The 26632-nt window shown below is 66.6% G+C and carries 33 protein-coding genes; 2 read left to right on the top strand and 31 right to left on the bottom strand.

Annotated features, from left to right (window positions below; translation table 11 throughout):
* Nucleotides 1-39: 39 nt before the first annotated feature.
* From tsaD to glmS, 7 genes are read right to left on the bottom strand one after another with little or no spacing between them, the layout of a single operon-like run.
* Entirely contained in the window at nucleotides 40-1110 is a 1071-nt protein-coding gene (gene tsaD, locus ACV7NN_RS15365) for a tRNA (adenosine(37)-N6)-threonylcarbamoyltransferase complex transferase subunit TsaD (protein WP_463350430.1), read from the bottom strand.
* Nucleotides 1107-1625, bottom strand: coding sequence for a ribosomal protein S18-alanine N-acetyltransferase (rimI, locus tag ACV7NN_RS15360; protein WP_463350429.1), 519 nt, complete (start codon nucleotides 1623-1625; stop codon nucleotides 1107-1109). Before rimI ends, tsaD begins: the two co-directional genes overlap by 4 nt.
* Nucleotides 1625-2245 carry a tRNA (adenosine(37)-N6)-threonylcarbamoyltransferase complex dimerization subunit type 1 TsaB gene (tsaB, locus tag ACV7NN_RS15355; RefSeq protein WP_463350428.1) on the bottom strand — a complete coding sequence of 207 codons (621 nt, stop codon included), beginning with the start codon at nucleotides 2243-2245 and terminating at the stop codon, nucleotides 1625-1627. The genes rimI and tsaB overlap by 1 nt, the downstream gene beginning before the upstream one ends.
* 9 nt (nucleotides 2246-2254) lie before the next feature.
* Nucleotides 2255-2758, bottom strand: a complete 504-nt coding sequence (gene tsaE / locus ACV7NN_RS15350) for a tRNA (adenosine(37)-N6)-threonylcarbamoyltransferase complex ATPase subunit type 1 TsaE (protein ID WP_463351308.1) — start codon at nucleotides 2756-2758, stop codon at nucleotides 2255-2257.
* 60 nt (nucleotides 2759-2818) lie between these two features.
* Complete coding sequence (gene alr, locus ACV7NN_RS15345; RefSeq protein WP_463350427.1) at nucleotides 2819-3961, bottom strand: alanine racemase; 1143 nt, start codon at nucleotides 3959-3961, stop codon at nucleotides 2819-2821.
* Nucleotides 3958-4314 carry a holo-ACP synthase gene (locus ACV7NN_RS15340; RefSeq protein ID WP_463350426.1) on the bottom strand — a complete coding sequence of 119 codons (357 nt, stop codon included), beginning with the start codon at nucleotides 4312-4314 and terminating at the stop codon, nucleotides 3958-3960. The genes alr and ACV7NN_RS15340 overlap by 4 nt, the downstream gene beginning before the upstream one ends.
* A 7-nt stretch (nucleotides 4315-4321) precedes the next feature.
* A complete protein-coding gene (gene glmS / locus ACV7NN_RS15335) occupies nucleotides 4322-6172 on the bottom strand; it encodes a glutamine--fructose-6-phosphate transaminase (isomerizing) (RefSeq protein WP_463350425.1) in 1851 nt (616 codons plus the stop codon).
* 43 nt (nucleotides 6173-6215) lie between these two features.
* Between glmS and coaA the strand changes: the two genes are divergently transcribed.
* Complete coding sequence (gene coaA, locus ACV7NN_RS15330; protein ID WP_463350424.1) at nucleotides 6216-7169, top strand: type I pantothenate kinase; 954 nt, start codon at nucleotides 6216-6218, stop codon at nucleotides 7167-7169.
* Nucleotides 7170-7208: 39 nt separating this feature from the next.
* Here coaA and ACV7NN_RS15325 read toward each other — a convergent pair whose 3' ends face one another.
* From ACV7NN_RS15325 to ACV7NN_RS15290, 8 genes are all read right to left on the bottom strand, one after another.
* Nucleotides 7209-8174, bottom strand: a complete 966-nt coding sequence (locus ACV7NN_RS15325; protein ID WP_463350423.1) for a hypothetical protein — start codon at nucleotides 8172-8174, stop codon at nucleotides 7209-7211.
* Nucleotides 8175-8454: 280 nt separating this feature from the next.
* Nucleotides 8455-9270: a peptidoglycan-binding domain-containing protein gene (locus tag ACV7NN_RS15320; RefSeq protein ID WP_463350422.1), complete on the bottom strand. Its 816-nt coding sequence runs from the start codon at nucleotides 9268-9270 to the stop codon at nucleotides 8455-8457.
* Between the two features lie 278 nt (nucleotides 9271-9548).
* Nucleotides 9549-10139, bottom strand: a complete 591-nt coding sequence (locus ACV7NN_RS15315; protein ID WP_463350421.1) for a hypothetical protein — start codon at nucleotides 10137-10139, stop codon at nucleotides 9549-9551.
* Nucleotides 10124-10450, bottom strand: a complete 327-nt coding sequence (locus ACV7NN_RS15310) for a lactococcin 972 family bacteriocin (protein ID WP_463350420.1) — start codon at nucleotides 10448-10450, stop codon at nucleotides 10124-10126. Before ACV7NN_RS15310 ends, ACV7NN_RS15315 begins: the two co-directional genes overlap by 16 nt.
* Nucleotides 10451-10705: 255 nt before the next feature.
* Entirely contained in the window at nucleotides 10706-12070 is a 1365-nt protein-coding gene (gene glmM, locus ACV7NN_RS15305) for a phosphoglucosamine mutase (RefSeq protein WP_463350419.1), read from the bottom strand.
* 27 nt (nucleotides 12071-12097) lie between these two features.
* Nucleotides 12098-12595, bottom strand: a complete 498-nt coding sequence (gene rpsI, locus ACV7NN_RS15300) for a 30S ribosomal protein S9 (RefSeq protein ID WP_163287578.1) — start codon at nucleotides 12593-12595, stop codon at nucleotides 12098-12100.
* 49 nt (nucleotides 12596-12644) lie between these two features.
* The gene (gene rplM / locus ACV7NN_RS15295) at nucleotides 12645-13091 is read right to left on the bottom strand and encodes a 50S ribosomal protein L13 (RefSeq protein ID WP_463350418.1); all 447 of its coding nucleotides are present in this window, start codon (nucleotides 13089-13091) and stop codon (nucleotides 12645-12647) included.
* Between the two features lie 216 nt (nucleotides 13092-13307).
* A complete protein-coding gene (locus ACV7NN_RS15290) occupies nucleotides 13308-14195 on the bottom strand; it encodes a tRNA pseudouridine synthase A (RefSeq protein WP_463350417.1) in 888 nt (295 codons plus the stop codon).
* A gap of 66 nt (nucleotides 14196-14261) precedes the next feature.
* On the opposite strand from ACV7NN_RS15290, the gene ACV7NN_RS15285 reads away from it, so the two are divergent.
* Nucleotides 14262-16211: an acyltransferase family protein gene (locus tag ACV7NN_RS15285; protein ID WP_463350416.1), complete on the top strand. Its 1950-nt coding sequence runs from the start codon at nucleotides 14262-14264 to the stop codon at nucleotides 16209-16211.
* Between the two features lie 30 nt (nucleotides 16212-16241).
* On the opposite strand, the gene ACV7NN_RS15280 is transcribed toward ACV7NN_RS15285, so the two are convergent.
* From ACV7NN_RS15280 to rpsH, 16 genes are all read right to left on the bottom strand, one after another.
* The gene (locus ACV7NN_RS15280; protein WP_463350415.1) at nucleotides 16242-17291 is read right to left on the bottom strand and encodes a GNAT family N-acetyltransferase; all 1050 of its coding nucleotides are present in this window, start codon (nucleotides 17289-17291) and stop codon (nucleotides 16242-16244) included.
* A 119-nt stretch (nucleotides 17292-17410) separates the two neighbouring features.
* Nucleotides 17411-17983, bottom strand: coding sequence for a 50S ribosomal protein L17 (gene rplQ, locus ACV7NN_RS15275; RefSeq protein ID WP_463350414.1), 573 nt, complete (start codon nucleotides 17981-17983; stop codon nucleotides 17411-17413).
* 53 nt (nucleotides 17984-18036) lie between these two features.
* On the bottom strand, nucleotides 18037-19029 hold the full coding sequence (locus ACV7NN_RS15270; RefSeq protein ID WP_163287584.1) for a DNA-directed RNA polymerase subunit alpha: 993 nt from the start codon (nucleotides 19027-19029) through the stop codon (nucleotides 18037-18039).
* A gap of 118 nt (nucleotides 19030-19147) precedes the next feature.
* Nucleotides 19148-19546 carry a 30S ribosomal protein S11 gene (gene rpsK / locus ACV7NN_RS15265; RefSeq protein WP_055821293.1) on the bottom strand — a complete coding sequence of 133 codons (399 nt, stop codon included), beginning with the start codon at nucleotides 19544-19546 and terminating at the stop codon, nucleotides 19148-19150.
* A gap of 44 nt (nucleotides 19547-19590) precedes the next feature.
* Nucleotides 19591-19965 (bottom strand): 30S ribosomal protein S13, encoded by a 375-nt coding sequence (gene rpsM / locus ACV7NN_RS15260; protein WP_463350413.1) that lies wholly within the window; start codon nucleotides 19963-19965, stop codon nucleotides 19591-19593.
* A gap of 144 nt (nucleotides 19966-20109) precedes the next feature.
* Nucleotides 20110-20223: a 50S ribosomal protein L36 gene (rpmJ, locus tag ACV7NN_RS15255; RefSeq protein ID WP_018191946.1), complete on the bottom strand. Its 114-nt coding sequence runs from the start codon at nucleotides 20221-20223 to the stop codon at nucleotides 20110-20112.
* A gap of 79 nt (nucleotides 20224-20302) precedes the next feature.
* Nucleotides 20303-20524, bottom strand: coding sequence for a translation initiation factor IF-1 (gene infA / locus ACV7NN_RS15250; protein WP_021759551.1), 222 nt, complete (start codon nucleotides 20522-20524; stop codon nucleotides 20303-20305).
* Nucleotides 20525-20707: 183 nt separating this feature from the next.
* Nucleotides 20708-21538, bottom strand: coding sequence for a type I methionyl aminopeptidase (gene map / locus ACV7NN_RS15245; protein ID WP_463350412.1), 831 nt, complete (start codon nucleotides 21536-21538; stop codon nucleotides 20708-20710).
* 12 nt (nucleotides 21539-21550) lie between these two features.
* A complete protein-coding gene (locus ACV7NN_RS15240; protein ID WP_463350411.1) occupies nucleotides 21551-22198 on the bottom strand; it encodes an adenylate kinase in 648 nt (215 codons plus the stop codon).
* Entirely contained in the window at nucleotides 22195-23517 is a 1323-nt protein-coding gene (secY, locus tag ACV7NN_RS15235) for a preprotein translocase subunit SecY (RefSeq protein WP_463350410.1), read from the bottom strand. Before secY ends, ACV7NN_RS15240 begins: the two co-directional genes overlap by 4 nt.
* 112 nt (nucleotides 23518-23629) lie before the next feature.
* On the bottom strand, nucleotides 23630-24355 hold the full coding sequence (rplO, locus tag ACV7NN_RS15230; protein ID WP_463350409.1) for a 50S ribosomal protein L15: 726 nt from the start codon (nucleotides 24353-24355) through the stop codon (nucleotides 23630-23632).
* On the bottom strand, nucleotides 24355-24540 hold the full coding sequence (gene rpmD / locus ACV7NN_RS15225; protein ID WP_163289005.1) for a 50S ribosomal protein L30: 186 nt from the start codon (nucleotides 24538-24540) through the stop codon (nucleotides 24355-24357). Before rpmD ends, rplO begins: the two co-directional genes overlap by 1 nt.
* The gene (gene rpsE, locus ACV7NN_RS15220) at nucleotides 24540-25241 is read right to left on the bottom strand and encodes a 30S ribosomal protein S5 (protein WP_463350408.1); all 702 of its coding nucleotides are present in this window, start codon (nucleotides 25239-25241) and stop codon (nucleotides 24540-24542) included. The genes rpmD and rpsE overlap by 1 nt, the downstream gene beginning before the upstream one ends.
* Nucleotides 25238-25609 (bottom strand): 50S ribosomal protein L18, encoded by a 372-nt coding sequence (gene rplR, locus ACV7NN_RS15215; RefSeq protein WP_463350407.1) that lies wholly within the window; start codon nucleotides 25607-25609, stop codon nucleotides 25238-25240. The genes rpsE and rplR overlap by 4 nt, the downstream gene beginning before the upstream one ends.
* 2 nt (nucleotides 25610-25611) lie before the next feature.
* Nucleotides 25612-26148 (bottom strand): 50S ribosomal protein L6, encoded by a 537-nt coding sequence (gene rplF, locus ACV7NN_RS15210; protein WP_463350406.1) that lies wholly within the window; start codon nucleotides 26146-26148, stop codon nucleotides 25612-25614.
* A 6-nt stretch (nucleotides 26149-26154) separates the two neighbouring features.
* Complete coding sequence (rpsH, locus tag ACV7NN_RS15205; protein WP_345761917.1) at nucleotides 26155-26553, bottom strand: 30S ribosomal protein S8; 399 nt, start codon at nucleotides 26551-26553, stop codon at nucleotides 26155-26157.
* Nucleotides 26554-26632: the final 79 nt, after the last annotated feature.

Genomic DNA, 26632 nt, shown 5'->3' with positions numbered 1-26632 from the left:
AATCGTGACAGCCCTTGGAGGAGGGTGTCAACGGATGCGTCAGACCGTGACCTGGATCTCGGTCACCGGGAGCGTCGAATCCGCGCCGAACGACAAGGCGGACGGCTCATGGCCTGCCATGATCAGCTGGGCCCCGAGAGCCGCGATCATCGCCCCGTTGTCGGTGCAGAGCGACAGCGCCGGGATGCGGAGGGCGACGCCGGCGCGCGACGCCCTCTCCGCAGCGACCTCCCGCACGCGGGCGTTCGCGACGACACCGCCGCCCAACAGGAGGCGCGGAACGCCGAAGTCTGTGCAGGCGGCGATCGCTTTCGAAATCAGAACGTCGACGACGGCCTCGCGGAAGCTCGCGGCCACATCCGCGACCGGGATCTCCTCGCCCGCATCCTGTCGCTGCTCGACCCAGCGCGCGACGGCGGTCTTCAGTCCGGAGAACGAGAAGTCGTACCGGTGCTTCTCCATGTCCTTCGGCTGGCTCAGCCCCCGCGGGAAGCGGATTGCTTTCGGGTCGCCGAACGCCGCGACCCGGTCGATCTGGGGGCCGCCCGGATACGGAAGCCCGAGCACTCTGGCCACTTTGTCGAACGCCTCTCCGGCGGCGTCATCGATCGTCTCGCCGAGGAGTTCGACGTCGGAGACGAGGTCGCGCACGAGCAGCAGGGATGTGTGGCCGCCGGAGACCAGCAGTGCGATCGTGGGCAGTTCGACGGCGTGACCAGGGCCGCCCGCCGCGTCCAACAGGTCGGCACCGACGTGTCCGACCAGGTGATTGACGGCATAGATCGGCTTGCCGAGCGAAACGGCGAGCGCCTTCGCGGCGCCCACGCCGACCATGAGGGCGCCGGCGAGGCCGGGTCCGCTCGTGACGGCGATCGCATCCAGCTCGTCCAGCCGGATGCCCGCATCCGCCACCGCTGCCCTGAGCGCAGGAGTCAGGGCCTCGAGGTGAGCCCGGGCGGCGACCTCGGGAACGACGCCGCCGTAGCGGGCGTGCTCGTCCATCGACGACGCGATCGTATTCGAGAGCAGCCGGGAACCGCGCACGATTCCGATCCCGGTCTCATCGCACGAGGTCTCGATGCCCAGGACCAGCGGCTCCGCGCGGTTCATTTCTCTCCTCCTTCGGCGAGCGCAGGATCCGTGGCCCACTCGGTCTGTGCCGGTGTGATCTCGAGACGCATGACGATCGCATCCACGTCGTCCGGCTGGTAGTAGTGGGGACGCACACCGATCTCGTCGAACCCGAGCCTCCGGTACAGCGCCTGAGCGCCCGGGTTGTCCGCCCGAACCTCGAGGAAGACCGCTGTGACACCGCGGCGCCGTGCCTCTCCCAGCAAGGTCAGCATGAGAGCGCGGCCGAGTCCCTGGCGGCGCGCGTCGGGTGCGACCGCGATCGTCTGGATGTCGCCGTCGCTCGATCCGGCGGGCGCGAGCAGCCCGGCATAGCCGGCGATCGCATCCGGGCTCTCCGGGCGGAAGGCCACGAGGTAGTAGCAGTGCTCGCTGGAGACCTCGTGGCGCATTGCGTGCTCGGACCAGGCGTCGTTCACGAACGTGGCTCGTTCGAGCAGCATGATGGCTGGGACATCCGCCTCGGCCGCCCGACGGAACTGCCAGGCCTCCACTACGCGCTCACCCGCTTGGGTCCGTTCGAGAGCGTCACGTCGGGCGAACGCAGGTAGAGGGGCTCGTCGGCCGCGAACGGGCGCCGATGCAGGTAGAGGAGCTCGGCGAGCATCCCCAGGGCGCCCGCGGAGACGGATGCGGCGTCGAAGCGCGCGAGGGCCCGGTGCGGGAGCTGGTCGGGCTTGCCGAGGCCGGGGCCGTCTTCACGGATGGGAAGGCCGGCCTCGTCGGCCCCGACGAACGCCGACCAGTACAGTTCACGCCGTCGCGCATCCGTCACGACGAGAAGACCTCCGGTGTGGCCGTCGCGGTAGCGCTCGAACGCGATCGCGTCATGACTGACCACGGGAACGACGGGCTTGCCCGCGCCGAAGGCGAAAGCGCGGGCAGCCGCGATACCGACACGCAGCCCCGTGAACGGACCGGGGCCCATCCCGACAGCGACCGCTGAGAGAGCATCGACCGGCACGGCGGCCTGGGCCAGGACAGCCGCGATCTGGTCCCCGACGACCTCGGCATGGCGCATCGTGTCGAGTTCGCTGCGTTCGGCCAGGATGCCGCCGTCACGGTCGACGACGGCGACGGACGTGCCCGCAGAGGTGTCGATCGCGAGAAGCATGACTCCAGCCTAGGCTGATCCGGCGGCACCCCATCGCGGGCCGAAGCCGCGGACGGTGACGACACGGGGCTCATCGCCGTCGAGCTCCGGCGGGCGATCGGATCCCGACCCCGTGCCGGCGGCGCCAGCGCGCCCGTCGGCGGTGTCCGCGGCGACCGCGGCGCCGGTCGGACGCGCGATATCGACCTCCAGCCACGACTCGGCGACGCCGTCGAGCATCCCGCTCCCCCACTCGACGACGACGACCGAGCGAGCGAAATCGATGTCGAGATCGTCGAGTTCGAGGGCGCTCGACAGGCGGTACGCATCCACGTGGACGAGCGGGCTGCCCCCGACCAGGCTGGGATGCGTGCGGGCGAGGACGAAGGTCGGGCTCGTGACCGGTCCCCGCACGTCGAGGCCCTCGCCGAGGCCTCGGGTCAGCGTGGTCTTGCCCGCGCCGAGCGGCCCGCTCAGCACGATGAGGTCGCCGGGGCCGACGATGCGCGCGAGGCCGACGCCCAGAGCGTGCATGTCGTCAGCGGTCTCGATCACCAGTTCGGAAGGCACTGCGATGTTCGTCACGCGCAGCGGTCACCTCCGGCCGAGGAACGTGCGCTGCACGCGCGGACCGATGCGCGTCACGATCTCGTAGTTGATGGTGCCGGCGGCCTCCGCCCAATCGTCGGCACTCGGGAAGCCTGCGGCCGGGTCGCCGAACAGGACGACCTCGTCGCCGACGCCCACCGGCTGGTCGTCGACATCGACAACGAACTGGTCCATCGCCACGCGGCCGCTGACCGGGAAGACCCGGCCCGCGATGCTGACCGTGGCGCGGTTCGACGCGTGCCGCGGGATGCCCTCCGCGTAACCGAGCGGCACGAGGGCCAGCGTCGTCTCGTTCGGGGTGCGGTACGTGTAATCGTAGGAGACGCCCTTGCCCGCCGGCACGCGGCGGACGGCAGCGACCCGACCGCGCAAGGTCATCACCGGCGAGAGGCCGAGTTCAGCGCTCGACTGGTCCTCGAACGGCGACAGCCCGTAAATGCTGATGCCGAGGCGCACGAGGTTGAAACGCGCATCCGGAATCCTGAGCGCAGCGGCGGACGCCGCGATGTGCCGCAGCTCCGGGTGCAGCCCCGCTGCCTCGGCCCTGTCGAGTCCCGTGCGGTAGAGCGCGATCGCGGCCGCATCGTCGTCGGGCGACGCGTTCGACACGTGACTGAAGACGCCGCGTACGACGATGTCGCCTGCGTGCTCCAACTCTCGCGCGAGGGCGAACGTCTCATCCCACTCGTGCTGGGCGATGCCGTTGCGGCTCAGCCCGGTCTCCAGTTTCAGCTGCACCAGGGCCTGACCATGGAGGCGCCCCTGGGCGACGAGAGCGCGACGTGCTGCGGCGACCGCCTCCAGCTGGTCCTTCGACGACAACCCGAGGTCGATGCCTGCCTCGATGGCCGGTGCGAAGTCGGTGTCCGGGTCGTGCAGCCAGGCGAGGATCGGGGCGGCGATTCCGGCATCCCGCAGCCCCAGAGCCTCCGTCAGATCGGCGACGCCCAGCCAGTCGGCTCCCCCGTCGAGGGCGGCGCGAGCGCACTCGACGGCACCGTGTCCGTAGGCGTTCGCTTTCACCACGGCCATGACGTGCTCCGTGCCTACCACCCGGCGCAGGTGTGCGACGTTGCGGGAGAGTGCGTCGAGGTCGATGACTGCCTCGCGGAAGACGGCGTCGCTCATACGGCGGCCTCCGCGACGACGAACGCGCAGGCGACGCCGGCGTCGTGGGTCATCGAGAGGTGCAGCAAGCCGATCCCGCGACGGGCAGCGATCGCGGCTGCGACGCCGGAGAGCACGAACCCGGGGTTGCCCTCAGCATCGGAAACGATCTCCATGTCGTGCCAGCGGACGCCTTCGGTGTCGCCGAGCGCTTTCATCAGCGCTTCCTTGGCAGCGAAACGCGCCGCGAGCGAGTGCACGGGCAGGTCGCGTTCGTGGGGTGTGAACAGGCGGGTCACCAGGCGCGGGGTGCGCCCGACCGCCCGGGTGAAGCGGGCGAGGTCGACGACGTCGACTCCGATTCCGACGATCATGTCACCGCTATTCGACCGTGACGGACTTCGCCAGGTTGCGTGGCTGGTCGACGTCGAGCCCCTTCGCGGCCGACAGCTCCATCGCGAAGATCTGCAGCGGGATGACCGCGAGCAGCGGCTCGAACAGCGGCGCGGCAAGCGGGATCGGGATGACCTCGTCGGCGAACGGGAGCACCGCCGCGTCCCCCTGCTCGGCGATGGCGATCACGCGGGCCCCACGGGCGCGGATCTCCTGGATGTTCGAGACGACCTTCTTGTGCATCTCGTCGGAGCCGCGCGGGCTGGGAACGACGACGAAGACCGGCTGGCCGGGCTCGATGAGCGCGATCGGACCGTGCTTGAGCTCGCCGGCCGCGAAGCCCTCCGCGTGAATGTACGCGAGCTCCTTGAGCTTGAGAGCGCCCTCCAGCGCGATCGGGAAGCCGACATGGCGGCCGAGGAAGAGGACGGCGCGCGTGTCGGCCATCCACTTGGCGAGCTGTGCGATGCTGGCGTGCGACTCGAGGACCTTCGCGAGCTTCGCGGGGATCGCTACGAGCTCGTCGAGCTGGTGTGCCTGCTCCTGGGGCGTGAGAGTTCCGCGGATCCGCGCGAGGTGCAGGCCGAAGAGGTAGAGCGCGGTGATCTGGGCGACGAAGGCTTTGGTCGACGCCACCGCGACCTCCGGGCCCGCGTGGGTGTAGATCACAGCGTCGGACTCGCGTGGAATGGTCGCGCCCTGCGTGTTGCAGACCGAGATCACCGTCGCTCCGGCCTCGCGGGCGAACTTGACGGCCATGAGAGTGTCCATCGTCTCGCCGGACTGGCTGATCGAGATGACCAGCGTCTTCGGCGTGATCACCGGATCGCGGTAGCGGAACTCGTGGCTCAGTTCGACGTCGACGGGCACACGAGCCCACTTCTCGATGGCGTAGCTGCCGACCTGGCCGGCATACGCGGCGGTTCCGCAGGCGATGATCGTGATGCGCTCGATGCCTGCGAGCACGTCGTCGCCGAGGGCTTCGAGCTCGGGAATGACTACCTGGCCGTCGTGGTGCCGCGCACGCAGGGTGTTGGCGACCGCATCCGGCTCTTCGCTGATCTCTTTCGCCATGAAGCTCGACCAGCCGCCCTTCTCGGAGGCCGATGCATCCCAGGCCACCTCGAACGGCTCGACCTCGACGCTCGCCCCGAGGAAGTCGGTGACGGAGACCGAGTCAGGAGTGATCGTCACGATCTGGTCCTGGCCGATCGCGACGGCGTTGCGGGTGTGCTCCACGAAGGCTGCCACGTCGGAGCCGAGGAAGTTCTCGCCTTCGCCGAGACCGATGACGAGCGGCGAGTTGCGGCGGGCGCCGACGACGACGCCGGGTTCGTCCTGGTGGAGTGCGAGGAGGGTGAAGGCGCCCTCGAGGCGGCTCACCACGGCGCGAAACGCCTCCTGAAGGCTGCCCGTGGCACGGTATTCACGACCGAGAAGAACGGCGGCGACCTCGGTGTCCGTCTCACTCGTGAAGGCGAAGCCCTCAGCGAGCAGCTCGTCTTTCAGGGCGGCGAAGTTCTCGATGATCCCGTTGTGGATGACCGCCAGACGGCCGTCGTCTCCGAGGTGCGGATGCGCGTTGCGGTCGGTCGGTCCGCCGTGCGTCGCCCAGCGGGTATGGCCGATGCCGGTGCGGCCGTTGCCGATCGGGTGGGCCTTGAGATCGTCGGTGAGCACCGAGAGCTTTCCAGCACGCTTGGCCATGTGCAGATCACCGTTGTCGTCGATGATCGCGACCCCGGCGGAGTCGTAGCCCCGGTATTCCAACCTCTTCAAACCACCGAGGAGTACCTCGAGACTCTTGTCAGTACCGACGTACCCCACGATTCCACACATGCACCCGATTTTAGCCTGACGCAAACCTCTAAACTGGTCGCCTATGGCTGAAACAGGCGCAGGCACAGGTAACGGCCAGACATCCCCGTTCGTCGAACTCGACCGGGCCGATTGGGCCGAACTGGCCGAATCCACTCCCCTGCCGCTGAAGGAAACCGAGATCGTGCAGCTGCGCGGGCTGGGTGATCCACTCGACATGCGCGAGGTCCAGGAGGTCTACCTTCCGCTCAGCCGTCTCCTGAATCTCTACGTCGCGGGCACCAAACAACTGCATCGTGTGACGAACGAATTCCTGGGCGAGCGGGCGCAGAGCACGCCCTTCGTGATCGGCGTCGCGGGCTCCGTGGCCGTGGGCAAATCGACGATCGCGCGCCTCCTGCGGGAGTTGCTGTCGCGGTGGGCGGACACCCCGCGGGTCGAGCTCGTGACGACCGACGGATTCCTGCTGCCCAACGCCGAACTCGAGCGCCGTGGCCTCATGGAACGCAAGGGCTTCCCCGAGTCCTATGACCGCCGGGCCCTCCTCCGCTTCGTCACGGAGGTGAAGAGCGGGGCGCCGGAGGTGCGCGCTCCGTTCTATTCGCACCTCAGCTACGACATCGTCCCCGGCGCCCAGATCGTCGTGCGCCGGCCGGACGTGCTCATCGTCGAAGGACTGAACGTGCTTCAGCCAGCGGGGGGCGGAAACCGGCTCGCGGTCAGCGACCTCTTCGATTTCAGCGTCTACGTCGACGCGCGCACCCGCGACATCGCGACCTGGTACGAGGAGCGGTTCCTGAAGCTCCAGCGCGGGGCGTTCGCGAACCCGCAGTCGTACTTCCACCGATATTCGTCGCTCACGGAAGACGAGGCACGGGCGCGCGCCAGCATGATCTGGGCCGGCATCAACGAACCGAACCTGCTGCAGAACATTCGTCCGACGCGCTCGCGGGCGAAGCTGGTGCTGCGCAAAGACGCGGACCACACTGTGAGTTCGGTGCTGCTCCGCAAGCTGTAGTCAGTACCGCCGACACGAAGACTTCGCTCGGTTGAGCGCTCATCTGGCTTTGAAATAGCGGAACAGCTGGTTCTCCCTGATCACGGCGAAGGCCGCGCATGCTCCCGCGAATCCGCCGAGAACTGCTGCGACTGCTATCTGCAGCGATGAATGCGCAAGCGTCGTTCTGAGATCGACGTCCAGCTGTCTCGACGCGAGCAGTCCCGCCGAGAGGCTGACGATGCCCGATACTGTGAGCCAGAGTCCTGACTCGATCAGGAATATCGCCATGAGCGCACGCCGGGATACACCGGAGTGGAGCGCGGATGCCAGTTCGAGCCGCCGGCCGAATCCACCGCAGAACCCGATGACCGCCCCCAGGCCTGACGCGGCGAGCGCCGAGACCCTCGTTGCTCGCTCACGCAAAGCAGACGAGGCGTCGAATGAGGTTCCCATCGTTGTATTCAGCTGGGAGAGTTCCGTCGGATTCGAGGGATCTCGGCTTGGTAGTGCGGTGGTGAACAGAAGTTGCGTGAGGCGGCTGTTTCCAGGCCAGATGTCCGCCCAGCATTCGTCAAAGGCGCCGGTCGCGGGCACCGGGACCATCAGGGCATAGCGAAGGCCCCCGCGTCGTCCATCATCGGGATAGTCGTAGGCACCGCCGACGGACACAGTGCCATTCACGGTGGGCAACTCCCTCCCATCGACCAGGTCTAACTGGCCGACCACCTCGGGTCCGGCCAGAACGCCCATGCCGTGCCGGGTTCCCCCGAGGAGCTTGGTCAGTCCGGGCGAACCCGCAGCTGTCGGAATCGGAGTGCCTGGCAGCGCCGCGGCGAACACCTTGTCGTCGGAGTAGCGCAGTGCTCCGGCCGCGCGAACGCCAGGGAGCCTCGCCAGCTCGTCGCATGCGGCGCCGTCGATTCTCTTGTCGGCAGCGACAACCTGGATCGACGCCCCGCTGCGGTGAAATGCTTCGGCGCGCTGCACTATCTGCTGAATCGAAAGAAGGTCGGCAAGGACCAACCCGGATGCCACGCACACCAATGCAAGGCTGAGAAGGGCGGCACGGGTTGTTCCGGAGGTGACGTTCCGCGCGACCTCCCGGAGGATCGAAGCCCACCTCATGCCGGCTCCGCCAGCGGCCAAGCTTCGTTTCGCAGGTCGATATGGTCAGTGCAAACCCCTCTGGTCTCCTCGTTTACCAGACGCAGCCCTGGCTTTGCGGCGATCCCTCGAGCCAGCATCAAACGTTGGGCTTCTCCACCGGAAAGGCTCGCGAATGTGTGCCCGACTCGGGTGAGCGTCAGGGACACGAGCGTTCCGAGGGCTGAAGTCGGATGCGAGGCGGCGACGTGCCCGCGTCGAATTGCACGAAGGTCTGGCCCAATTGTGATCCGACAATCTGGACCCCAAGCATCTCGCGGTTGCTCTCAACGCAGCCATGTGCCCCATGGATGGCGACGATCGCAGAGGGAGGCACGCTGCTGATCTGGACCGGTTCAGCGAGCGACAGCGTGCCGGGGATCGTACCGTGATCGGAAGCGTCACCTGCGGGAGTCGTCTCGTGGGGCGCTATGTCCAGGTGGAAGGAGAGCGGGCCCGATCTTCCTGCAGCGTCGACGGGAATTGCATGGCTCCCGATCATCAGAACCCTCGGACCTGGGACGAGGTCGTCCGGGAGATTTTCGACCGCTATCGACTGACCCCCGACGTCGAAAGTCGCGAGTGGGTCGCCGTCGGCAACGCGCGCGCCCAACTCCGACGCGCAGGCGCGGACCGAGGCCTTCGATGCTGGCAGCCAGACGGTCTGGGAAACGAAAAACGTCGATCCGCTCCACTGAATTCCCGCCGCAGTCAGTGCCTGGCGAGCCGCTCGGAGCGTCGCCTGGCCGATGGTTCCATCGACCGTGAGGTTGTGCCCTAAGTTGTTGAGTTCGGCTTGCAGGGAGCGAACATCGGCACCCGTGTCTCCGATCGCCAGGTCTCGCCAGAGCGGCACATCGGTGGCAAGGGCGACGACAGGCTGTCCGTCGAGGGCGAAAGGCGAGCTGCCGGACGCGACTTCCGCACCGACCGTGCAGCCGTAAGCGGTCAGCACGCCGGAACCGGGCGCTGCCATTGTCGCTGTGCTGCGTGGGCTGACGGTGATCTCAACAGGACGTTCGTCGCTGAAGGGATGGGCTGATATCGAGATCTCTTGTGGGGCGGGAGCGCTCTGAAGCGAGCTCGGAAGCTCGAGCTGCACGAGCGCGACTGCGATCGCGCCAAGTCCGGCGACGCCCGCAAGGGCGAGCGCGCCGAGTGCGAAACGGCTTCGCCTGATGCGATTACGGTGCACGATGATTCACCTCAGAGGTGGGAGGGGGTGTTGGCGCCGGATGGTTCCGGCGCCAACACCTACTTGCCCAGGCCGTAATGCAATGGGTCGGCATTGCATTTATCGAACTCAGAGCTGTTGATGAATTTGTCCAGGTCAACGCCGTTAGCCAGCATCGACGGCGTGTAGCCCGGATCGACAGCCTTCACTCGCTTCAGGCAATTGACGACAATGGTGTCCGCGTCCAATTCCTGCGGATTGCGATCCATCGCGTCGCGGAGGACGATCAGGGCGAGGCCGTTCTCCTTGTCGCACGTGTCCACAGCCGAATTGGGAACGCCGTCTGGTCGTGTGTACTCCAGGGAGTGATCGCTCGACCAGCTCCCCACAACGCCTATCTTGCTCAGGCATTTCAGGATCAGCTGCTGAAAATACGCATACTCGGCGTCCGAGATCTTGCCGTCTGCGAGGGCTTCGCGCTCGGCCGGAGTGCGGGCGTCGGCCTGGGCCGCCTTGATCGCGTCGGCCCACGGCTTATCCGGGGCCGCGGAAACGACGGTCTCAGATGCCGAGTCACCGGCATCAGAGGATGCGCATCCCGTCAGCCCGACAGCCACGACGAGCAGCGCAGCAAATCCCAGCGATCTGCTCGCGCTCAGAGCGTGTTCCAATACGCAGTGTTTCCGCCGTTCGACTTGTAGGTCGACGCCTTGGCCCAGGAGCCCTTGACCGCAGCCACCTGCTTACAGGTGTGCGCCGCCGAGCCATCGCAGGCGGTAGCGGTGTGGTTCTTCGTCGCGTGGTGGTAATTGGAATAGACGTGCCCGACCAACCCGTCCTCGACGCCGTACTGCCACAGTCCGCCGCCCGCGTTCGTCGAGGTACTGCTTGCGTTGGCGGCCGTAACGGGCAAGGCCACCGTGGTCAGCCCCAGCGCGAGCGCACCCGCCCCCACAATGCTGAGCACTTTCTTCTTCGTCACATCGTCTCCTTTTCTTTGTCGAACGACGATCGAATACCAACCGTCATTTCATACAAGAATATAGAGAATCGGACATATATACCTCACGCCCGCAGGAGCCTGTGGAGAAAGCCGGAAATAGGGCACACGGGAAGGGACGGAGAGCATCCGCCGGCTACGTCCGCGGCGAATCGACGGCCCTGACGAGGCGGGCCGCGGCTGTCCACCACGGGCCGCATCCGGCCGCTTTCGCGCTCCGTGTCTCCGCGACGGCGGCTAGAGGCTGAGGCGCTCGCGGACGACGTCGGCCAGGCCGTGGGCCAGGCGGTCGGCGGTGTGCTGGTCGGCCGCTTCGACCATGACGCGCACGAGCGGCTCGGTGCCCGACGGGCGCAGCAGAACCCGGCCTGTGGACCCGAGCTCGGCTTCCGCCGCGCGCACAGCCTCGGCGAGGGCTTCGTCAGTGTGCACCCCGTGGTGGTCGACGTTCTTCACGTTGACCATGATCTGCGGGTAGACCGTCATCGCCTGGGCGAGCTCGGCCAGTGACTTGCGCTGGCGGGCCATCTCGCTCAGAAGGTGGAGGCCGGTGAGGATGCCGTCGCCGGTCGTCGCGAACTGGCTCATGATCACGTGCCCGGACTGTTCGCCACCGAGCGAGAACTTGTGCTCGTTCATCTCTTCGAGCACGTAGCGATCGCCGACGCGCGTTTCGACGACCGTGATGCCGGCCTCACGCATCGCGATCTTGAGACCGAGGTTGCTCATCACGGTCGCAACGAGGGTGCGCTCGCGGAGCACGTTCCGTTCGGCCATTCCGAGCGCCAGGATCGCCATGATCTGGTCGCCGTCGACGACCTTGCCGTTGGCATCGATCGCTAGGCAGCGGTCGGCATCGCCGTCGTGCGCGACCCCCACATCGGCGCCGGCCGCCACGACCGCCCTGGCGAGCTGGTCGAGGTGGGTCGAGCCCACACCGTCGTTGATGTTGATGCCATCGGGCGAGTCGCCGATGACGGTCACCTTCGCGCCGGCGTCGTGGAAGACTTCGGGCGAGACCCCGGCGGCCGCGCCGTTCGCGCAGTCGAGCACGACATGGATGCCGTCGAGGCGGTGCGGGAGGCTGGCCAGGAGGTGGACGACGTAGCGGTCTTCTGCATCCGCGAACCGGCGGATGCGCCCCACACCGGCTCCGGTCGGAGCGAGCTTCGGACCCGTCGTCATCGCGGCCTCGATGCGATCCTCGACGATGTCGGGCAGCTTCGTGCCGCCACGAGCGAAGATCTTGATGCCGTTGTCGGGCGCCGGGTTGTGCGAGGCCGACACCATGACGCCGAAGTCGGAGTCCTTGTCGGCGATCAGGAACGCGAGCGCCGGGGTCGGAATCACACCTGCGTCGAGCACGTCGATGCCAGAGCTTGCAAGCCCGGCCATGACCGCTGCGGCGATGAACTCGCCGGAAACGCGGGGATCGCGCGCGACGATCGCAACGGGACGCTTGCCGGCAGCACGCCGCGCCTCGGCGCTCCGGCCTTGCGTCAGGACTGCAGCAGCAGCCTGGGCAAGACCGAGCGCGAGGTCGGCAGTGAGGTCACCGTTCGCGAGGCCGCGAACACCATCGGTTCCGAAAAGGCGGGGCATAAACCGCAGCCTAAGCGTTCGCGACGATTAGCGCTTGGAGAACTGCGGAGCCTTGCGGGCCTTCTTGAGACCAGCCTTCTTGCGCTCCTTGACGCGAGCGTCGCGGCTGAGGAAGCCGGCCTTCTTGAGCGTCGGCCGGTTGTTCTCCTGGTCGATCTCGTTGAGGGCGCGCGCGATGCCGAGGCGCAGGGCGCCGGCCTGGCCGGAGGGGCCACCGCCGGTGATGCGAGCGATCACGTCGTAGCTGCCGAGCAGGTCGAGAACCTTGAACGGGTCGTTGATGAGCTGCTGGTGGAGCTTGTTCGGGAAGTAGTCCGCGAACGCACGGCCGTTGACCGTGATGGTGCCGGAGCCGGGGACGAGGCGCACGCGGGCGATGGCCTGCTTGCGACGGCCCACAGCTGCGCCGGGAACGTTCAGGACGGCGCGAGGGGCCTTGGGGGCCGACTCCGCGGGGGTCTCGGTCGAGTAGCTCTCGACGTTCTCGGCCGCTGCCGAGTCGATGGTGTCTGCGATCTTCGCCACGATGATGTGAATCCTTTGTCTTAGAGTCGAAAAGTCTGTCGCCGGGCGCTTACTGCGCGACCTGGCCGAGGGTGTACGGCTTCGGCTGCTGCGCAGCGTGCGGGTGCTCGCTGCCCGTGTAGACCTTCAGCTTGCGGAGCTGGGCGCGACCGATCGAGTTCTTCGGAAGCATTCCGCGGATCGCCTTCTCGACGGCGCGGACGGGGTTCTTCTCGAGCAGCTCGGAGTACGTGACCGCCGAGAGACCGCCCGGGTAGCCCGAGTGGCGGTATGCCTTCTTCTGCGCGGCCTTCGCGCCGGTGAGGGCGACCTTGTCCGCGTTCACGATGATGACGAAGTCGCCGCTGTCGATGTGCGGGGCGAACGTCGGCTTGTGCTTGCCGCGCAGGAGCGTGGCGGCGTGGCTGGCGAGACGGCCGAGAACGACGTCGGTCGCATCGATGACGACCCAGTCGCGCTGGATCTCATTGGCCTTCGGAGTGTAAGTGCGCGTCACAGTAGTGGCTGCTTTCTTGTCGGAGTTGGGTGTTCGTGAATCCCGCTCCGTTGGGAGTTCGCACGCACTTTCACGAGAACTGTCTCGGACGAGTGCGGTGGAACGCCGCAGGTGGAGGGCTCAACTTCGGATGCCGTGCGCGGGGGCGCGGACACCAAACATCAACTCTATTTCATCGGCCACTCGCGCGTCAAACCGAGTTCCGCATCCGCTCGGTCAGTCACTCTCCAGGTCCAAGGTCCTGACAGCACGCGTCTGTTCGGCGCGCAGCGCGAGCTCGGCCTCGTGCGGATACCCGACCTCGAGCAACGTCAGGCCGCGCGCGGGCATCACTTTGAAAGCGCTCGACCGGCTGCCGAGGTCGCGCAGCAGCACCGCATCCGTCACCGCCAACTTGCCCTCGCCGACGCCGACGCACGCGCCGACGAGGGCGCGCACCATGCTGTGGCAGAACGCATCCGCCTGCACGTCGCCGACGAGCACGCCGTCGTCGTCGCGCATCCAGCCGAAGGCCTGAAGCGTGCGGATGGTGGTCGCACCCTCCCGAGGACGGCAGTACGCAGCGAAATCGTGCAAGCCGACCAGACTGGCCGCTGCAGCATCCATCGCATCCGCATCGAGCGCGACGGGGACCCAGGCAGTGCGGTGCCGCTGCAGCGGATCGCGCGCCGAGAGCTGGTCGGCGACGCGGTAGCGGTAGCGGCGCCAGATCGCGGAGAAGCGGGCGTCGAAGCCGGCCGGTGCGAGCGCGCAGCGGGCGACCACGATGTCGGGGACCGGACCGAGGATGCCGTTCACACGGCGGGCGAGCGCCGCCCCCGCGTCGTCGGTGCGGGGCGTCTTGCCGCGTGCACGGAGCAGGGCGCCGACCTGTCCATCCGTCAGATCGATGTGCGCCACCTGCCCGGATGCGTGGACGCCGGCGTCGGTGCGGCCCGCCACCGTCAGGGTGGGCGCCGGACCGTGCCGGCGGAAGATCGTGGCGAGCGCAGCCTCCAGCTCCCCCTGCACCGTGCGCAGCCCCGGCTGTTTCGTCCAGCCGTTGAAATCCGTCCCCTGGTAGGCGATGTCGAGCCGGAACCGGGTCGTCGCCTCGTTTTCCACGACGGCCAGTCTAGGGTCAGCGGAGCTTGTTAGGGTTAAGGCCGCTCTCCGCGACCCGACATCGCTATGACATCAACCACCACTGCTTCCACCCACGGCACAGCCCTGTCCGAAACCGCCGACGCCCGCGAGCGCGCGGCGCGCTCGGCCCGTTTCCCCGGGCTCGACGGACTCCGCGCACTGGCTGTCCTGGCCGTCATCGTCTACCACCTCTTCCCCGGATTCCTCCCCGGCGGCTTCATCGGGGTGGACGTGTTCTTCGTCATCAGCGGCTTCCTCATTACGAGCCTGTTGATCCGCGAACGCACGGCATCCGGGCGCATCGACCTGCGGAAGTTCTGGGTCAGGCGCGCCAGGCGGCTCCTTCCCGCTCTCGTCGCCGTTGTGCTCGCCGGCGCGACGGCTGCAGCAGTGATCGGCGGTTCCGTGCTGGCCGGGATCGGCAGGCAGCTCATCGGCGCCGCCACGTTCAGCAGCAACTGGCTCGACATCGCCTCGGGCAGCAGCTACTTCGCGCGAGACACGCCCGAGATCTTCCGCAACCTGTGGTCGCTCGCCGTCGAAGAGCAGTTCTACGTGGTCTGGCCGGTGCTGCTGCTCGCGATTGCGCTGGTCCGGCACTGGGGTGTGCGCGTCGCCCTCGTCTCGGCGATCGCGATCGCATCGGCCCTCTCGATGGCGCTTCTCTGGGCGGCCGGCGGAGACGCGACCCGGGTCTACTTCGGCTCGGACACCCACAGCTTCGGACTGGCCCTGGGCGCGGTGCTCGCGCTCGTCGTCGGCCGCATCAAGCCGATCGATCTCGACGCGGGTGAGAACGCGATGCAGTGGTTCGTCCGTCGCATACTCCCGGGTATCGGAGTCGGTTCGCTCATGGCGCTCGGGTTCGCTGCGTGGTGGATGCACGACGACAGCGCGTTCACCTACCGCGGAGGCCTCGCGCTCGTCAGTCTGCTCGCAGCGCTCGTCGTCTGGGCGGCAGTGTCCTCCCGGTCCCGATTCGGGCGAGCCCTCGACGCGGCTCCCCTGCGCTACCTGGGCACGCGCTCGTACGGGCTGTACCTCTGGCACTGGCCGGTCTTCGTGCTCGTGACCGCCGTGGTCGCACAGCAGCGGCTTCCGGCTCCCGCATGGCAGGCAGGGATACTCGCCTTCGCGATCACAGTCGTCGCGTCGCTGCTGTCGTACCGCTTCCTCGAGACCCCCATCCGCCGGGCCGGTCTGCGCGGAAGCGCCCGGATTGCCCTGCGTCGGATGCGCGTCTCGAAGCACCCGCGCGCCCTCGCGGTCGGCGCAGTCGCCCTCGCGACCGTCCTGGTCGGCGGCACCGTGGCCGCCGTCGTCACCGCTCCCCAGCGGACGGATGCGGAAGCCTTCATCGAGCGCGGACAGCAGGCGCTCGCGAAGCCGGCGACTCCGGGCGCCGGCGAGCCGACGAGCCCGCCCACTCCGCGCGGCGCGCCCGATCCCCATCCGGTCGCGACCGGCGACCAGATCCTCGCGATCGGCGACTCGGTCATGCTCGCTTCGGCGCCGTCGCTGCAGGAGTCCTTCCCCGGCATCCGGATCGACGCGGTCGTGTCGCGGCAGATGCACGCGGCACCAGGCATCCTCCAGGCCGCAAAGAACGCGGGCACGCTGAGGCCCGTCGTACTGATCGGACTCGGGACGAACGGCTCGATCTCAGAGTCCACCCTCGACGAACTACAGCGGATCGCGGGCTCCGGACACCAGTTCGTGTTCGTCACCGTCCAGGCGCCGCGAGGGTGGACGGACGGAGTGAACACCGAGCTCGAAACCTACGCAGGAGCCCACCAGAAGACGGTCGCGCTCGCGGAATGGAAGAGCGCGATCACGCCGCACCTCGACCTGCTGGCAGGCGACCACATCCACCCCGGCGGCCGTGGCGGCCACATCTACGCCGAGACCGTCGATGACGCGCTGCACCGCCTCGCCGAGCGGTCGCCGATCAAGCCGTACACGGTCTGGGGCGACGACGGGCCCCGCCCTCAGTGAGGGCCTGTGCCCGCCGACGCCGCGTCGGGGTCAGTAGACGCGTCGCAGTGACATCTCCGAATTCGTCCGGGTGAACCCCATCCGCGTGTAGAGCCCGAGCGCCCCGGTCGGATTCTCGGCGTCCACATCGAGAGTGGCCCGCTCCCAGCCTCGCGCTGCGCACGCTGCCAGGGTGCGCGACAGAAGGGCGGTCGCTATTCGCTTGCCGCGGTATGCACGAGTCGTGCCGACCATCCCGATGTAGGCGCCCGAGAAACCCTGCGACGTCCAGTCGTCCTCGTTCACCTGGCACAGGACGAAACCGACGACCTCGTCGGCTGCGCCGTCTTCGCCGTCGACGACCGCGAGGAACGAGACCTCGGGTTCGAAGGTGCCACCGAGCCACGCCTGCCACTGCTCTTCGCTCAACGGCTGGCTGCCCCAGTGGTCGCGGAACGAGTCCGTGCGGGCCACCAGAGTGCGGTCCGCGAGGTCGGCGGTGAACGTTACGATCCGGATCCGCTCCGCGGGCTCGACGAGCTGGATCGGTGCGGTGAGGTCGCGGTCGAGGGCGACGAAGTAACGCGCGGGCTCGAACCCCGCGCGTCGGAACAGCCGTTGCGTCTGCGGCGCCCGCTCATCGGCGTGGCCGATGATCCACGCGGGCAGCGCCTTCTCCGACGCGGCCAACTGCTGTTCGCCCCGCGCGAGCTGCCAGGCGAGCAGCTCGCGGCCGATCCCCTGTCCGCGGAACTCCGGATGAACGCCACCGTTCAGGAACGTTCGAACGATGGTCTCCTGCACTGGCGGCATGACGACCGTGCCGGCAGCGACGAGACGACCGTCGCCGGTGAACCCCAGAATCGTGTCGGCGTCGAGATCGACGAAGGAGTAGCCGAACTCCTCCTCGATCTCTTCACGAGTGGCCAGGTAGTTCGGATGGTCGGCTGCGTCGAGCGCCTGCGCGAGCCGCCAGGCGACGTCGACGTCGGCGGAGGTGGCTGAGCGCCACTCGGCGATGAGCGGATGCACGGGATGATGTGTCGGCGGCGCGGTCATCCGGTCCCGAACCGGCGTGAGGTCGTCGGTCGTCTCAGCCATCCGTCCACAGTAGCGAGTCGGTCCCTCGGCGGCGAGCCTGCCTGGCCGGCCGCGGAGCCCGAAACGACGAAGGCCCCCACCGTTGAAGAACGGTGGGGGCCTTCGGATGCGTCAGGACGTCAGGCCTTTTCGGCCTCAGCCTCTGCAGTGGTCTCCTCAGCCTCGGTGGCCTCGGCGTCGCCGGTGGCCTCCTCAGCGACCTCGGTCTCGACGACCTCGGTCTCCTCAGCTGCGGTCTCGTCGGCCGCGGTCTCCTCGACCGGAGCCTCTTCGACCTTCGCGGCCTTCGGGGTTGCCTTGGTCGACGACTTGGTCGACTTCACCTTGGGGGTGACGGGCTCGAGGACGAGCTCGATCTGCGCCATCGGGGCGTTGTCGCCCTTGCGGTAGCCGAGCTTCGTGATGCGGGTGTAGCCGCCTTCGCGCTCTGCGACGAGCGGTGCGATCTCCGTGAAGAGCTCGTGGACGACAGCCTTGTCACCGATCACGCCGAGCACGCGACGGCGCGCGTGCAGGTCGCCGCGCTTGGCGAACGTGATCAGGCGCTCGGCGAGCGGACGCAGGCGCTTGGCCTTGGTCTCGGTCGTCTTGATGCTCTTGTGGGTGAACAGGGCAGCAGCCAGGTTGGCGAGCAGCAGGCGCTCGTGAGCCGGGCCGCCTCCGAGGCGGGGGCCCTTGGTTGGCTTAGGCATTATCGGTTATCTCCAGTGTTGAAAGTCGAAAGGCGTAGTCGAGACGACAGGCCTTAGATGTTCTCGTCGTCTTCGTAGCCGCTGTAGAAGTGGGCACCGTCGAACCCGGGAACCGAGTCCTTCAGCGACAGCCCCATCTCAACGAGCTTGTCCTTGACCTCATCCACCGACTTCTGACCGAAGTTGCGGATGTTCATGAGCTGGGTCTCCGAAAGCGAGACGAGCTCGCTGACGGTGTTGATGCCCTCACGCTTGAGGCAGTTGTACGAGCGGACCGACAGGTCCAGGTCCTCGATCGGCATCGACAGCTCGGAGCTGAGCACCTGGTCGACCGGCGCGGGGCCGATCTCGATGCCCTCAGCCGCGCTGTTGAGTTCGCGGGCGAGACCGAACAACTCGGTGAGCGTACGACCGGCGGATGCGATCGCGTCGCGCGGGCTGATCGCCGGCTTGGTCTCGACGTCGACCACGAGGCGGTCGAAGTCGGTGCGCTCACCGGCACGCGTCGCCTCGACGCGGTAGGTGACCTTGAGCACGGGCGAGTAGATCGAGTCGATCGGGATCTGGCCCGCTTCGCTGTACTCGTTGCGGTTCTGGGTGGCCGAGACGTAACCGCGGCCACGCTCGATGGTCAACTCGACCTCGAACTTCGCCTTGTCGTTGAGTGTGGCGATGACGAGCTCGGGGTTGTGGATCTCCACGCCTGCGGGTGCCGAGATGTCCGCAGCGGTGACCTGGCCGGCGCCCGTCTTGCGGAGGTAGGCCGTGATCGGCTCGTCGTGCTCGCTGGAGACGACGAGGCCCTTGATGTTGAGGATGATCTCGGTGACGTCTTCTTTCACACCGGGGACGGTGCTGAACTCGTGGAGGACGCCATCGATGCGGATGCTGGTGACAGCAGCGCCGGGGATCGAAGAGAGCAGCGTGCGGCGAAGCGAGTTTCCGAGGGTGTAACCGAAGCCCGGCTCGAGGGGCTCGATGACGAACCGCGAACGGAACTCCGAGATGTTTTCTTCGGCGAGCGTGGGACGCTGTGCAATGAGCACTGTTGTTTCCTTTCGGCGAAGTGTCCGCTATATGACACTTGCGTTAGATCGCGCGCAAGGGACGACGACGGCTGTGCCGCCGCCGCCCCCGTGCGTTCGCGAAGATGAGTACAGCTACTTAGACGCGGCGGCGCTTGGGCGGACGGCAACCGTTGTGCGCCTGCGGCGTCACATCGTTGATCGACCCGACCTCGAGGCCGGCGGCCTGCAGGGAACGTATCGCGGTTTCGCGACCCGAGCCCGGTCCCTTGACGAAGACGTCAACCTTCTTCATGCCGTGCTCCTGCGCCTGGCGCGCAGCCGACTCGGCGGCGAGCTGAGCGGCGAACGGGGTCGACTTGCGCGAACCCTTGAAGCCGACGCCACCCGAGGATGCCCAGCTGATGACCGCACCGGTGGTGTCGGTGATCGAGACGATGGTGTTGTTGAACGTGCTCTTGATGTGGGCCTGGCCCACAGCGATGTTCTTCTTTTCTTTCTTGCGCGGCTTCCGAACGGCCGACTTGGGTGCTGCCATGATTTCTCCTGAATCCTTAAGGCGCGTGACTCGCGGGCCGGGGCCTAGCGAGCCTTCTTCTTGCCGGCGACGGTGCGCTTCGGACCCTTACGGGTGCGCGCATTGGTCTTGGTGCGCTGACCGCGGACCGGGAGGCCCTTGCGGTGGCGGATGCCCTCGTAGCTGCCGATCTCGACCTTGCGTCGGATGTCGGCGGCGACCTCACGACGAAGGTCACCTTCAACCTTGAAGTTGCCTTCGATGTAGTCGCGGAGGGCGACGAGCTGGTCGTCGGTCAGATCCTTGACGCGGATGTTCCCGTCGATTTCGGTGTCGGCGAGGGTCTTGAGTGCCCTCGTACGGCCAACACCGTAGATGTAAGTCAGTGCTACTTCCACGCGCTTTTCGCGCGGAATGTCAACGCCGGCTAGACGTGCCATAGTGGCTTCTCCTGTGAGTGAGTGGAGGTCTGAAGCAGCTCCGGTGCCCCGGCCTCCAACCGGGGGTGTCCCCTGCTCGCGCAGGTTCTGGTGCTGCCTTATTCGTTATTGAGTTTTCAGTCGGTGCGAGTCGTGCGGGGACGATCAGCCCTGGCGCTGCTTGTGACGCGGGTTCTCGCAGATGACCATGACCCGGCCGTTACGACGGATGACCTTGCACTTGTCGCAGATCCTCTTGACGGAGGGGTTGACCTTCATAGTTCTTGTACCTTTTGTTCGCTGTCCTCGTACCGCGCCCGGGGCTACCCGTGGGCGCGGCCGTTACTTACAGCAGCCGTTACTTGTAGCGGTAGACGATACGGCCGCGGGTCAGGTCGTAAGGACTCAGCTCCACGATCACGCGGTCCTCCGGGAGGATGCGGATGTAGTGCTGACGCATCTTGCCCGAGATATGGGCAAGCACTTTGTGCCCGTTGGTCAGCTCAACGCGGAACATCGCGTTGGGCAGAGCTTCGACCACGGATCCTTCGATCTCGATGACGCCGTCTTTTTTGGCCATAGCCTCACTGTCGCTAAAAGTATTGTTTGCTGGTCGTGCGTTGGATTGTGGTGCTCTGCGACCCGAGGAACGGATGCTGCAGGCACACGAAAACGTGTGCAAAACACCAAGGATCAATCTTATGCGATTCCCGCGCGTTTCGCGAATCGCGGAGTATGATCGGCGTTCGCCTGTGGAGATCGGTCAACGAATGGGCACCGGCGTGATGCCGAAGGAGGCGAGCCCCGCCGCTCCGCCGTCCGACGCTGTCAGCACCCAGATGCCATCCGCGTGTACCGCGACGCTGTGCTCCCAGTGCGCCGCTGCCGAGCCGTCTTCGGTCGCCACGGTCCATCCGTCATCGCGAACGTAAGTCTCCGGGTCGCCCAAAACGACCATGGGCTCGATCGCGACGACGAGGCCCGGCTTGACCTCGGGACCCTTCGCACTGACCCGGTAGTTGAACACCGGAGGTGCCTCATGCATGCTGCGCCCGATGCCGTGGCCGACGTAGTCGGTCAGGATGCCGTAGTCACCCTGCGAGACGATGTAGTCCTCGATCGCCTCGCCGACCTCATTGAGGTGCCTGGCCGTCACCAGCCGGGCGATTCCGCGCCAGAGGGACTGCTCCGTGACCTCCGAGAGCGTCAGTCGCTCATCGAACGCGGCCGACCGTGTCGGGTCCGGCAGGACGAACGTGCGGGCCGCATCCCCGTTCCATCCGTTGAGGACGGCACCGCTGTCGACGGACACGATGTCACCGGGTTCGAGGATGCGATCGCCGGGGATCCCGTGCACGACGTCATCGTTCACCGACGCGCAGATGGTGTGGTCGTAGCCCTGCTCGAGTTTGAAGTTGGGCCGCGCCCCCCGCTCGACGATCGCGCGTTCCGCCAGCGCATCGAGGGTGAGTGTGCTGATGCCGGGCGCGATCGCCGCTGCCACGGCATCGAGCGACGCGGCGGTCGCGAGACCGGGCTCCACCATCAGCCTGAGCTGGGCGGGCGACTTGTAGATCGACCGTCGGAATACCATCGGGGGCGCTGGCTACGCGACCGATTCGGAGTCGCGGTCCGCCGCCGGCAGGATTCCGCGGTCGGACAGGGCCTGGCTGATGCGCGACGCCACCTCATCGATGTCGCCGAGGCCGTCGACCTCGATCAGCAGCCCCCGGTCGCGATAGACCTCGATCAAGGGCGAGGTCTCGCGGAGGTAGACCTCCTGGCGGTGGCGGATCGCTGCCTCGGAGTCGTCGACACGACCCTGCTCCTGCGCACGCTTGGTCAGCCGCGCGACGACCTCATCCCGGTCGGCGACGAGCTGGATGACGCCGACGAGGCTCTGGTCCTTGTCCGCGAGAAGCCGGTCGAGGTAGGTGACCTGCTCGAGCGTGCGGGGATACCCATCGAGGAGGAAGCCGTTGCGTGCGTCATCCTCCTCGAGGCGCTCCGTCACGAGGGCATTGGTGAGGCTGTCGGGAACGTAGTCGCCCGCGTCGACGATCTCCTTGACCTGCACCCCGAGCGGCGTGCCGTTCTTGATGTTGTAGCGGAAGATGTCGCCCGTTGAGACGTCCGGGATGCCGTAGACCGAGCTGATCCGTGCCGCCTGGGTTCCTTTGCCGGAGCCGGGCGGGCCCACGATGAGCAGGCGTGCCCCCTTCTGCGCAGAGGAGTCGTTGGCGATACGGGTCATCGAAGCAGCCCTTCGTAGTGGCGCTGCTGGAGCTGGGAGTCGATCTGCTTGACCGTCTCCAGGCCGACGCCGACGATGATCAGGATGGACGTTCCGCCGAACATGAAGTTCTGGCTCGCGCCCAGCACCGAGAACGCGATCAGCGGGATGAGCGCGATCAGTCCGAGGTAGATCGAGCCGGGAAGGGTCACGCGGGTCAGCACGTAGTCGAGGTACTCCGCGGTCGGACGACCTGCCCGGATGCCGGGGATGAACCCGCCGTACTTCTTCATGTTGTCGGCGACCTCTTCAGGGTTGAAGGTGATCGCGACATAGAAGTAGGTGAATCCGACGATGAGCAGGAAGTACAGCAGCATGTAGAGCGGGTGGTCGCCCTTGGTGAGGTAGTTCGTGATCCACGTCACCCACGGAGCGGCCGCCTGGCCCGCCTTGGGTTGGTTGAACTGCGCGATGAGGGCCGGCAGGTACAACAGCGACGAAGCGAAGATGACGGGCACGACGCCGGCCATGTTCACCTTGATCGGGATGTACGTGTTGTTGCCGCCGTATGTGCGCCGGCCGACCATCCGCTTCGCGTACTGGACAGGGATGCGCCTCTGCGACTGCTCGACGAACACCACGGCCGCGACGATCAGCAACCCGATCGCAAGGACCACGATCAGGGTCTCGACGTTCTGCGTCTGGGCGATCGCGATGAGCGACGGCGGGAATTGAGCGGCGATGGAGGTGAAGATCAGCAGCGACATGCCGTTGCCGATTCCGCGCTCGGTGACGAGTTCGCCCATCCACATGATGAGGCCGGTACCGGCGGTCATGGTCAGGACCATGAGCAGGATCGCGTACCAGGAGTCATCCGTGATGAGCTGCGTGCACTGGGAGACGCTGGTGGTGCCGAACAGGGCGCCGCTGCGGGCGACGGTGATCAGCGTCGTCGACTGGAGCACGCCGAGCGCGATCGTCAGGTAGCGGGTGTACTGCGTCAGCTTGCTCTGGCCGGCCTGGCCCTCTTTGTACAGCGTTTCGAAGTGAGGGATGACCACGCGCAGAAGCTGCACGATGATCGACGCGGTGATGTACGGCATGATGCCGAGCGCGAAGATCGAGAGTTTGAGGAGCGCGCCACCACTGAAGAGGTTGACGAGCGAGTAGAGGCCGGACGTGTCCTGATTGGCCGCGAGACAGGTCTGCACGTTCCCGAAGTCCACGAAGGGCGCCGGAATGAACGAGCCCAACCGGAAGAGGGCGATGATGCCCAGGGTGAAGGCGATCTTCTTGCGAAGGTCTGGCGTGCGGAAGATCCGCGCGACGGCGCTAAACAAAGTGCGTCCTGCTTTCCTGTAAGGAGTCAGCCGGGTGATCAGGAAAACCGATCACCCGACTGCACTACTTTACGGGGTCGACCCGAACCTGTGGTGCGGGCGATCCGGATGACTACTTGACGGAGCCACCAGCGGCGACGATCTTCTGCTCGGCAGAGCCGGAGACCTTGTCGACCGCAACGTTCAGCTTAACCGCAATGTCACCATTGCCGAGAACCTTGACCTTCTCGTTCTTGCGAACGGCGCCCTTGGCCACGAGGTCGGTGATGGTCACATCGCCGCCCGACGGGTAGAGCTCGGCGAGCTTCTCGAGGTTCACGACCTGGTACTCAACGCGGAACGGGTTCTTGAAGCCGCGAAGCTTCGGAGCCCGCATGTGGAAGGGCAGCTGGCCACCCTGGAAGCCGGGGCGGACCTGGTAGCGAGCCTTCGTACCCTTGGTACCGCGGCCTGCCGTCTTACCCTTCGAACCCTCACCGCGTCCGACGCGGGTCTTGTCCTTCTTGGCACCGGCGGCCGGGCGCAGGTGGTGGACCTTGAGCACGTGCTCGCGGTTCTCCGTCTGCGCTGCCTTGGCAGCGGGCTTCTCGGCCTTCGCGGCGGCGGTGTCGGTGGAGGCAGCAGCCTTCGACGACGCAGCCTTCGCAGGGGCCTTCTTCTCAGCGGCCGGCTTCTCAGCGGCCGGCTTCTCAGCCTTGGTCGCAGCCTTGGCAGGCGCCTTCTTGGCGTCCGCCTTCTTGGCGTCCGCCTTAGGGGCGGCAGCCTTCTTCTCAGCGGCGGGCTTGTCAGCAGCCTTGGCGGCCTTCGCGGCCGTGGTTGCTTCCTTCTCGTCAGCCATTAGTCAATCTCCTCGACCTTCACCAGGTGAGCGACAGTGTTGACGTACCCGCGGTTCTGCGGGGTGTCCTCACGGACGACGACGTCACCAATGCGCTTCAGACCCAGACTGCGAAGCGTGTCGCGCTGGTTCTGCTTTTCACTTACTTTGGACTTGATCTGGGTAACTTTCAGACGCGCGGCCATCATGCACCTGCCTTGGCGGTTGCAGCGGCCTCAGCGAGCGCTGCCTCTGTGCGAAGCAGGCGAGCCGGGGCCACCTGGTCGTAGTCCAGCCCGCGACGGGCTGCGACGGCGCGCGGCTCCTCGAGCTGCTGCAGCGCCTCGACGGTCGCGTGCACGATGTTGATCGTGTTCGACGAACCGAGCGACTTGCTGAGCACATCGTGGATGCCGGCGCACTCGAGGACGGCGCGGACCGGGCCACCGGCGATAACACCGGTACCGGCGGCAGCCGGGCGCAGCAGGACGACGCCTGCGGCGGCCTCACCCTGGACGGGGTGCGGAATGGTGTTGCCGACACGCGGGACACGGAAGAAGTTCTTCTTCGCCTCCTCGACGCCCTTCGAGATCGCCAGCGGGACCTCGCGCGCCTTGCCGTAGCCGACACCGACGAGACCGTTGCCGTCACCGACGACGACGAGCGCGGTGAAGCTGAAGCGACGTCCGCCCTTGACGACCTTCGAGACGCGGTTGATGGTCACAACGCGCTCGAGGAACTGGCTCTTCTCGGAGTCGCGGCTTCCGCGATCACGGTTGGGGTTGCGCTCACGACCACCACGACGCGCCTCGCGAGGCTCGTTCTGGGTGGAGTTCGTGGATGCGGCGGTTTCCACCGGCGCCTCTGCGGCCACGGTCTGCTCCTTGTTGGTTTCTGCTTCGCTCACAGGTTCAATCCACCCTCTCGAGCTCCCTCGGCGACAGCTGCGACGCGTCCTGCGTACTTGCTCCCGCCACGGTCGAATACGACGGCTTCGATACCGGCGGTCTTTGCACGCTCGGCGACGAGTTCGCCGACCTTGCGGGCCTTCGCGGTCTTGTCGCCGTCGAAGGTGCGCAGGTCAGCCTCGAGGGTCGATGCCGACGCGAGGGTGTAACCCTTGCTGTCGTCGACGACCTGCACGAAGACGTGACGTGCGGAACGGGTGACCACCAGGCGCGGACGGACCGCGGTTCCCTCGATCTTCTTGCGAAGACGAGTGTGGCGGCGGTCACGCGCTGCGGACTTGCTCTTTCCTCTGGTTCCGAGAGCCATGGTTACTTACCAGCCTTTCCGGCCTTGCGGCGGACAACCTCGCCGGCGTAACGCACACCCTTGCCCTTGTAGGGCTCGGGCTTGCGAATCTTGCGGATGTTGGCGGCGACCTCGCCGACGGCCTGCTTGTCGATGCCGGTGACCGTGAGCTTGTTGTTGCCCTCGACCGTCAGGCTGATGCCCGCCGGCGGCTCGACCGTGACCGGGTGCGAGAAGCCGAGCGCGAACTCGACCGCGCTGCCCTTCTGCGCGACGCGGTAACCGGTACCGACGATCTCGAGTCCCTTGGAGTAACCCTGGGTGACGCCGATGATCTGGTTGTTGATCAGAGTTCGGGTCAGGCCGTGGAGCGAACGCGAGCTGCGCTCGTCGTCGGGACGGGTGACGAGCACCTGGCCCTCTTCCAGCTTGACCTCGATGGGGTTCGCGACGGTGAGCGAGAGCTCACCCTTCGGACCCTTGACGGTGACGGCCTGGCCGTCGATCTTCACATCGACCCCGGCAGGGATGTCGATGGGCAGTCTTCCAATACGCGACATGTCGAACTACCACACGTAGGCGAGGACTTCCCCACCCACGCCCTTCTTCTCGGCCTGGCGGTCAGTCAGCAGACCGGAGGAGGTGGACAGGATGGCGACGCCGAGCCCTCCGAGAACCTTCGGGATCTCCGTGGACTTCGCGTAGACGCGAAGACCGGGCTTCGAGACGCGCTTGATGCCGGCGATGGAACGCTCGCGGTTCGGTCCGAACTTGAGGCTCAGGGTCAGCGTCTGGCCGACGCGTGCATCCGTGACCTCCCAGCCGGAGATGTAACCCTCGGCCTTGAGAATGTCGGCGATGTGCGCCTTGAGCTTCGAGTGCGGCATCGACACGGTGTCGTGGTGCGCCGAGTTCGCGTTGCGCAGTCTGGTCAGCATGTCTGCGACCGGATCTGTCATTGTCATTGCGGTGTTTCCTTTGTTCACCAGGTTTCGTTCAGCCGTTACACGACTGACGACCTGTGGTGGTCGCGGTCCCTCCAGA

Source organism: Leifsonia sp. Ger2509 (assembly GCF_055231915.1).
The sequence above is the reverse complement of the archived record's forward strand: the minus strand, read 5'-3'. Positions and strand labels throughout refer to the sequence as shown.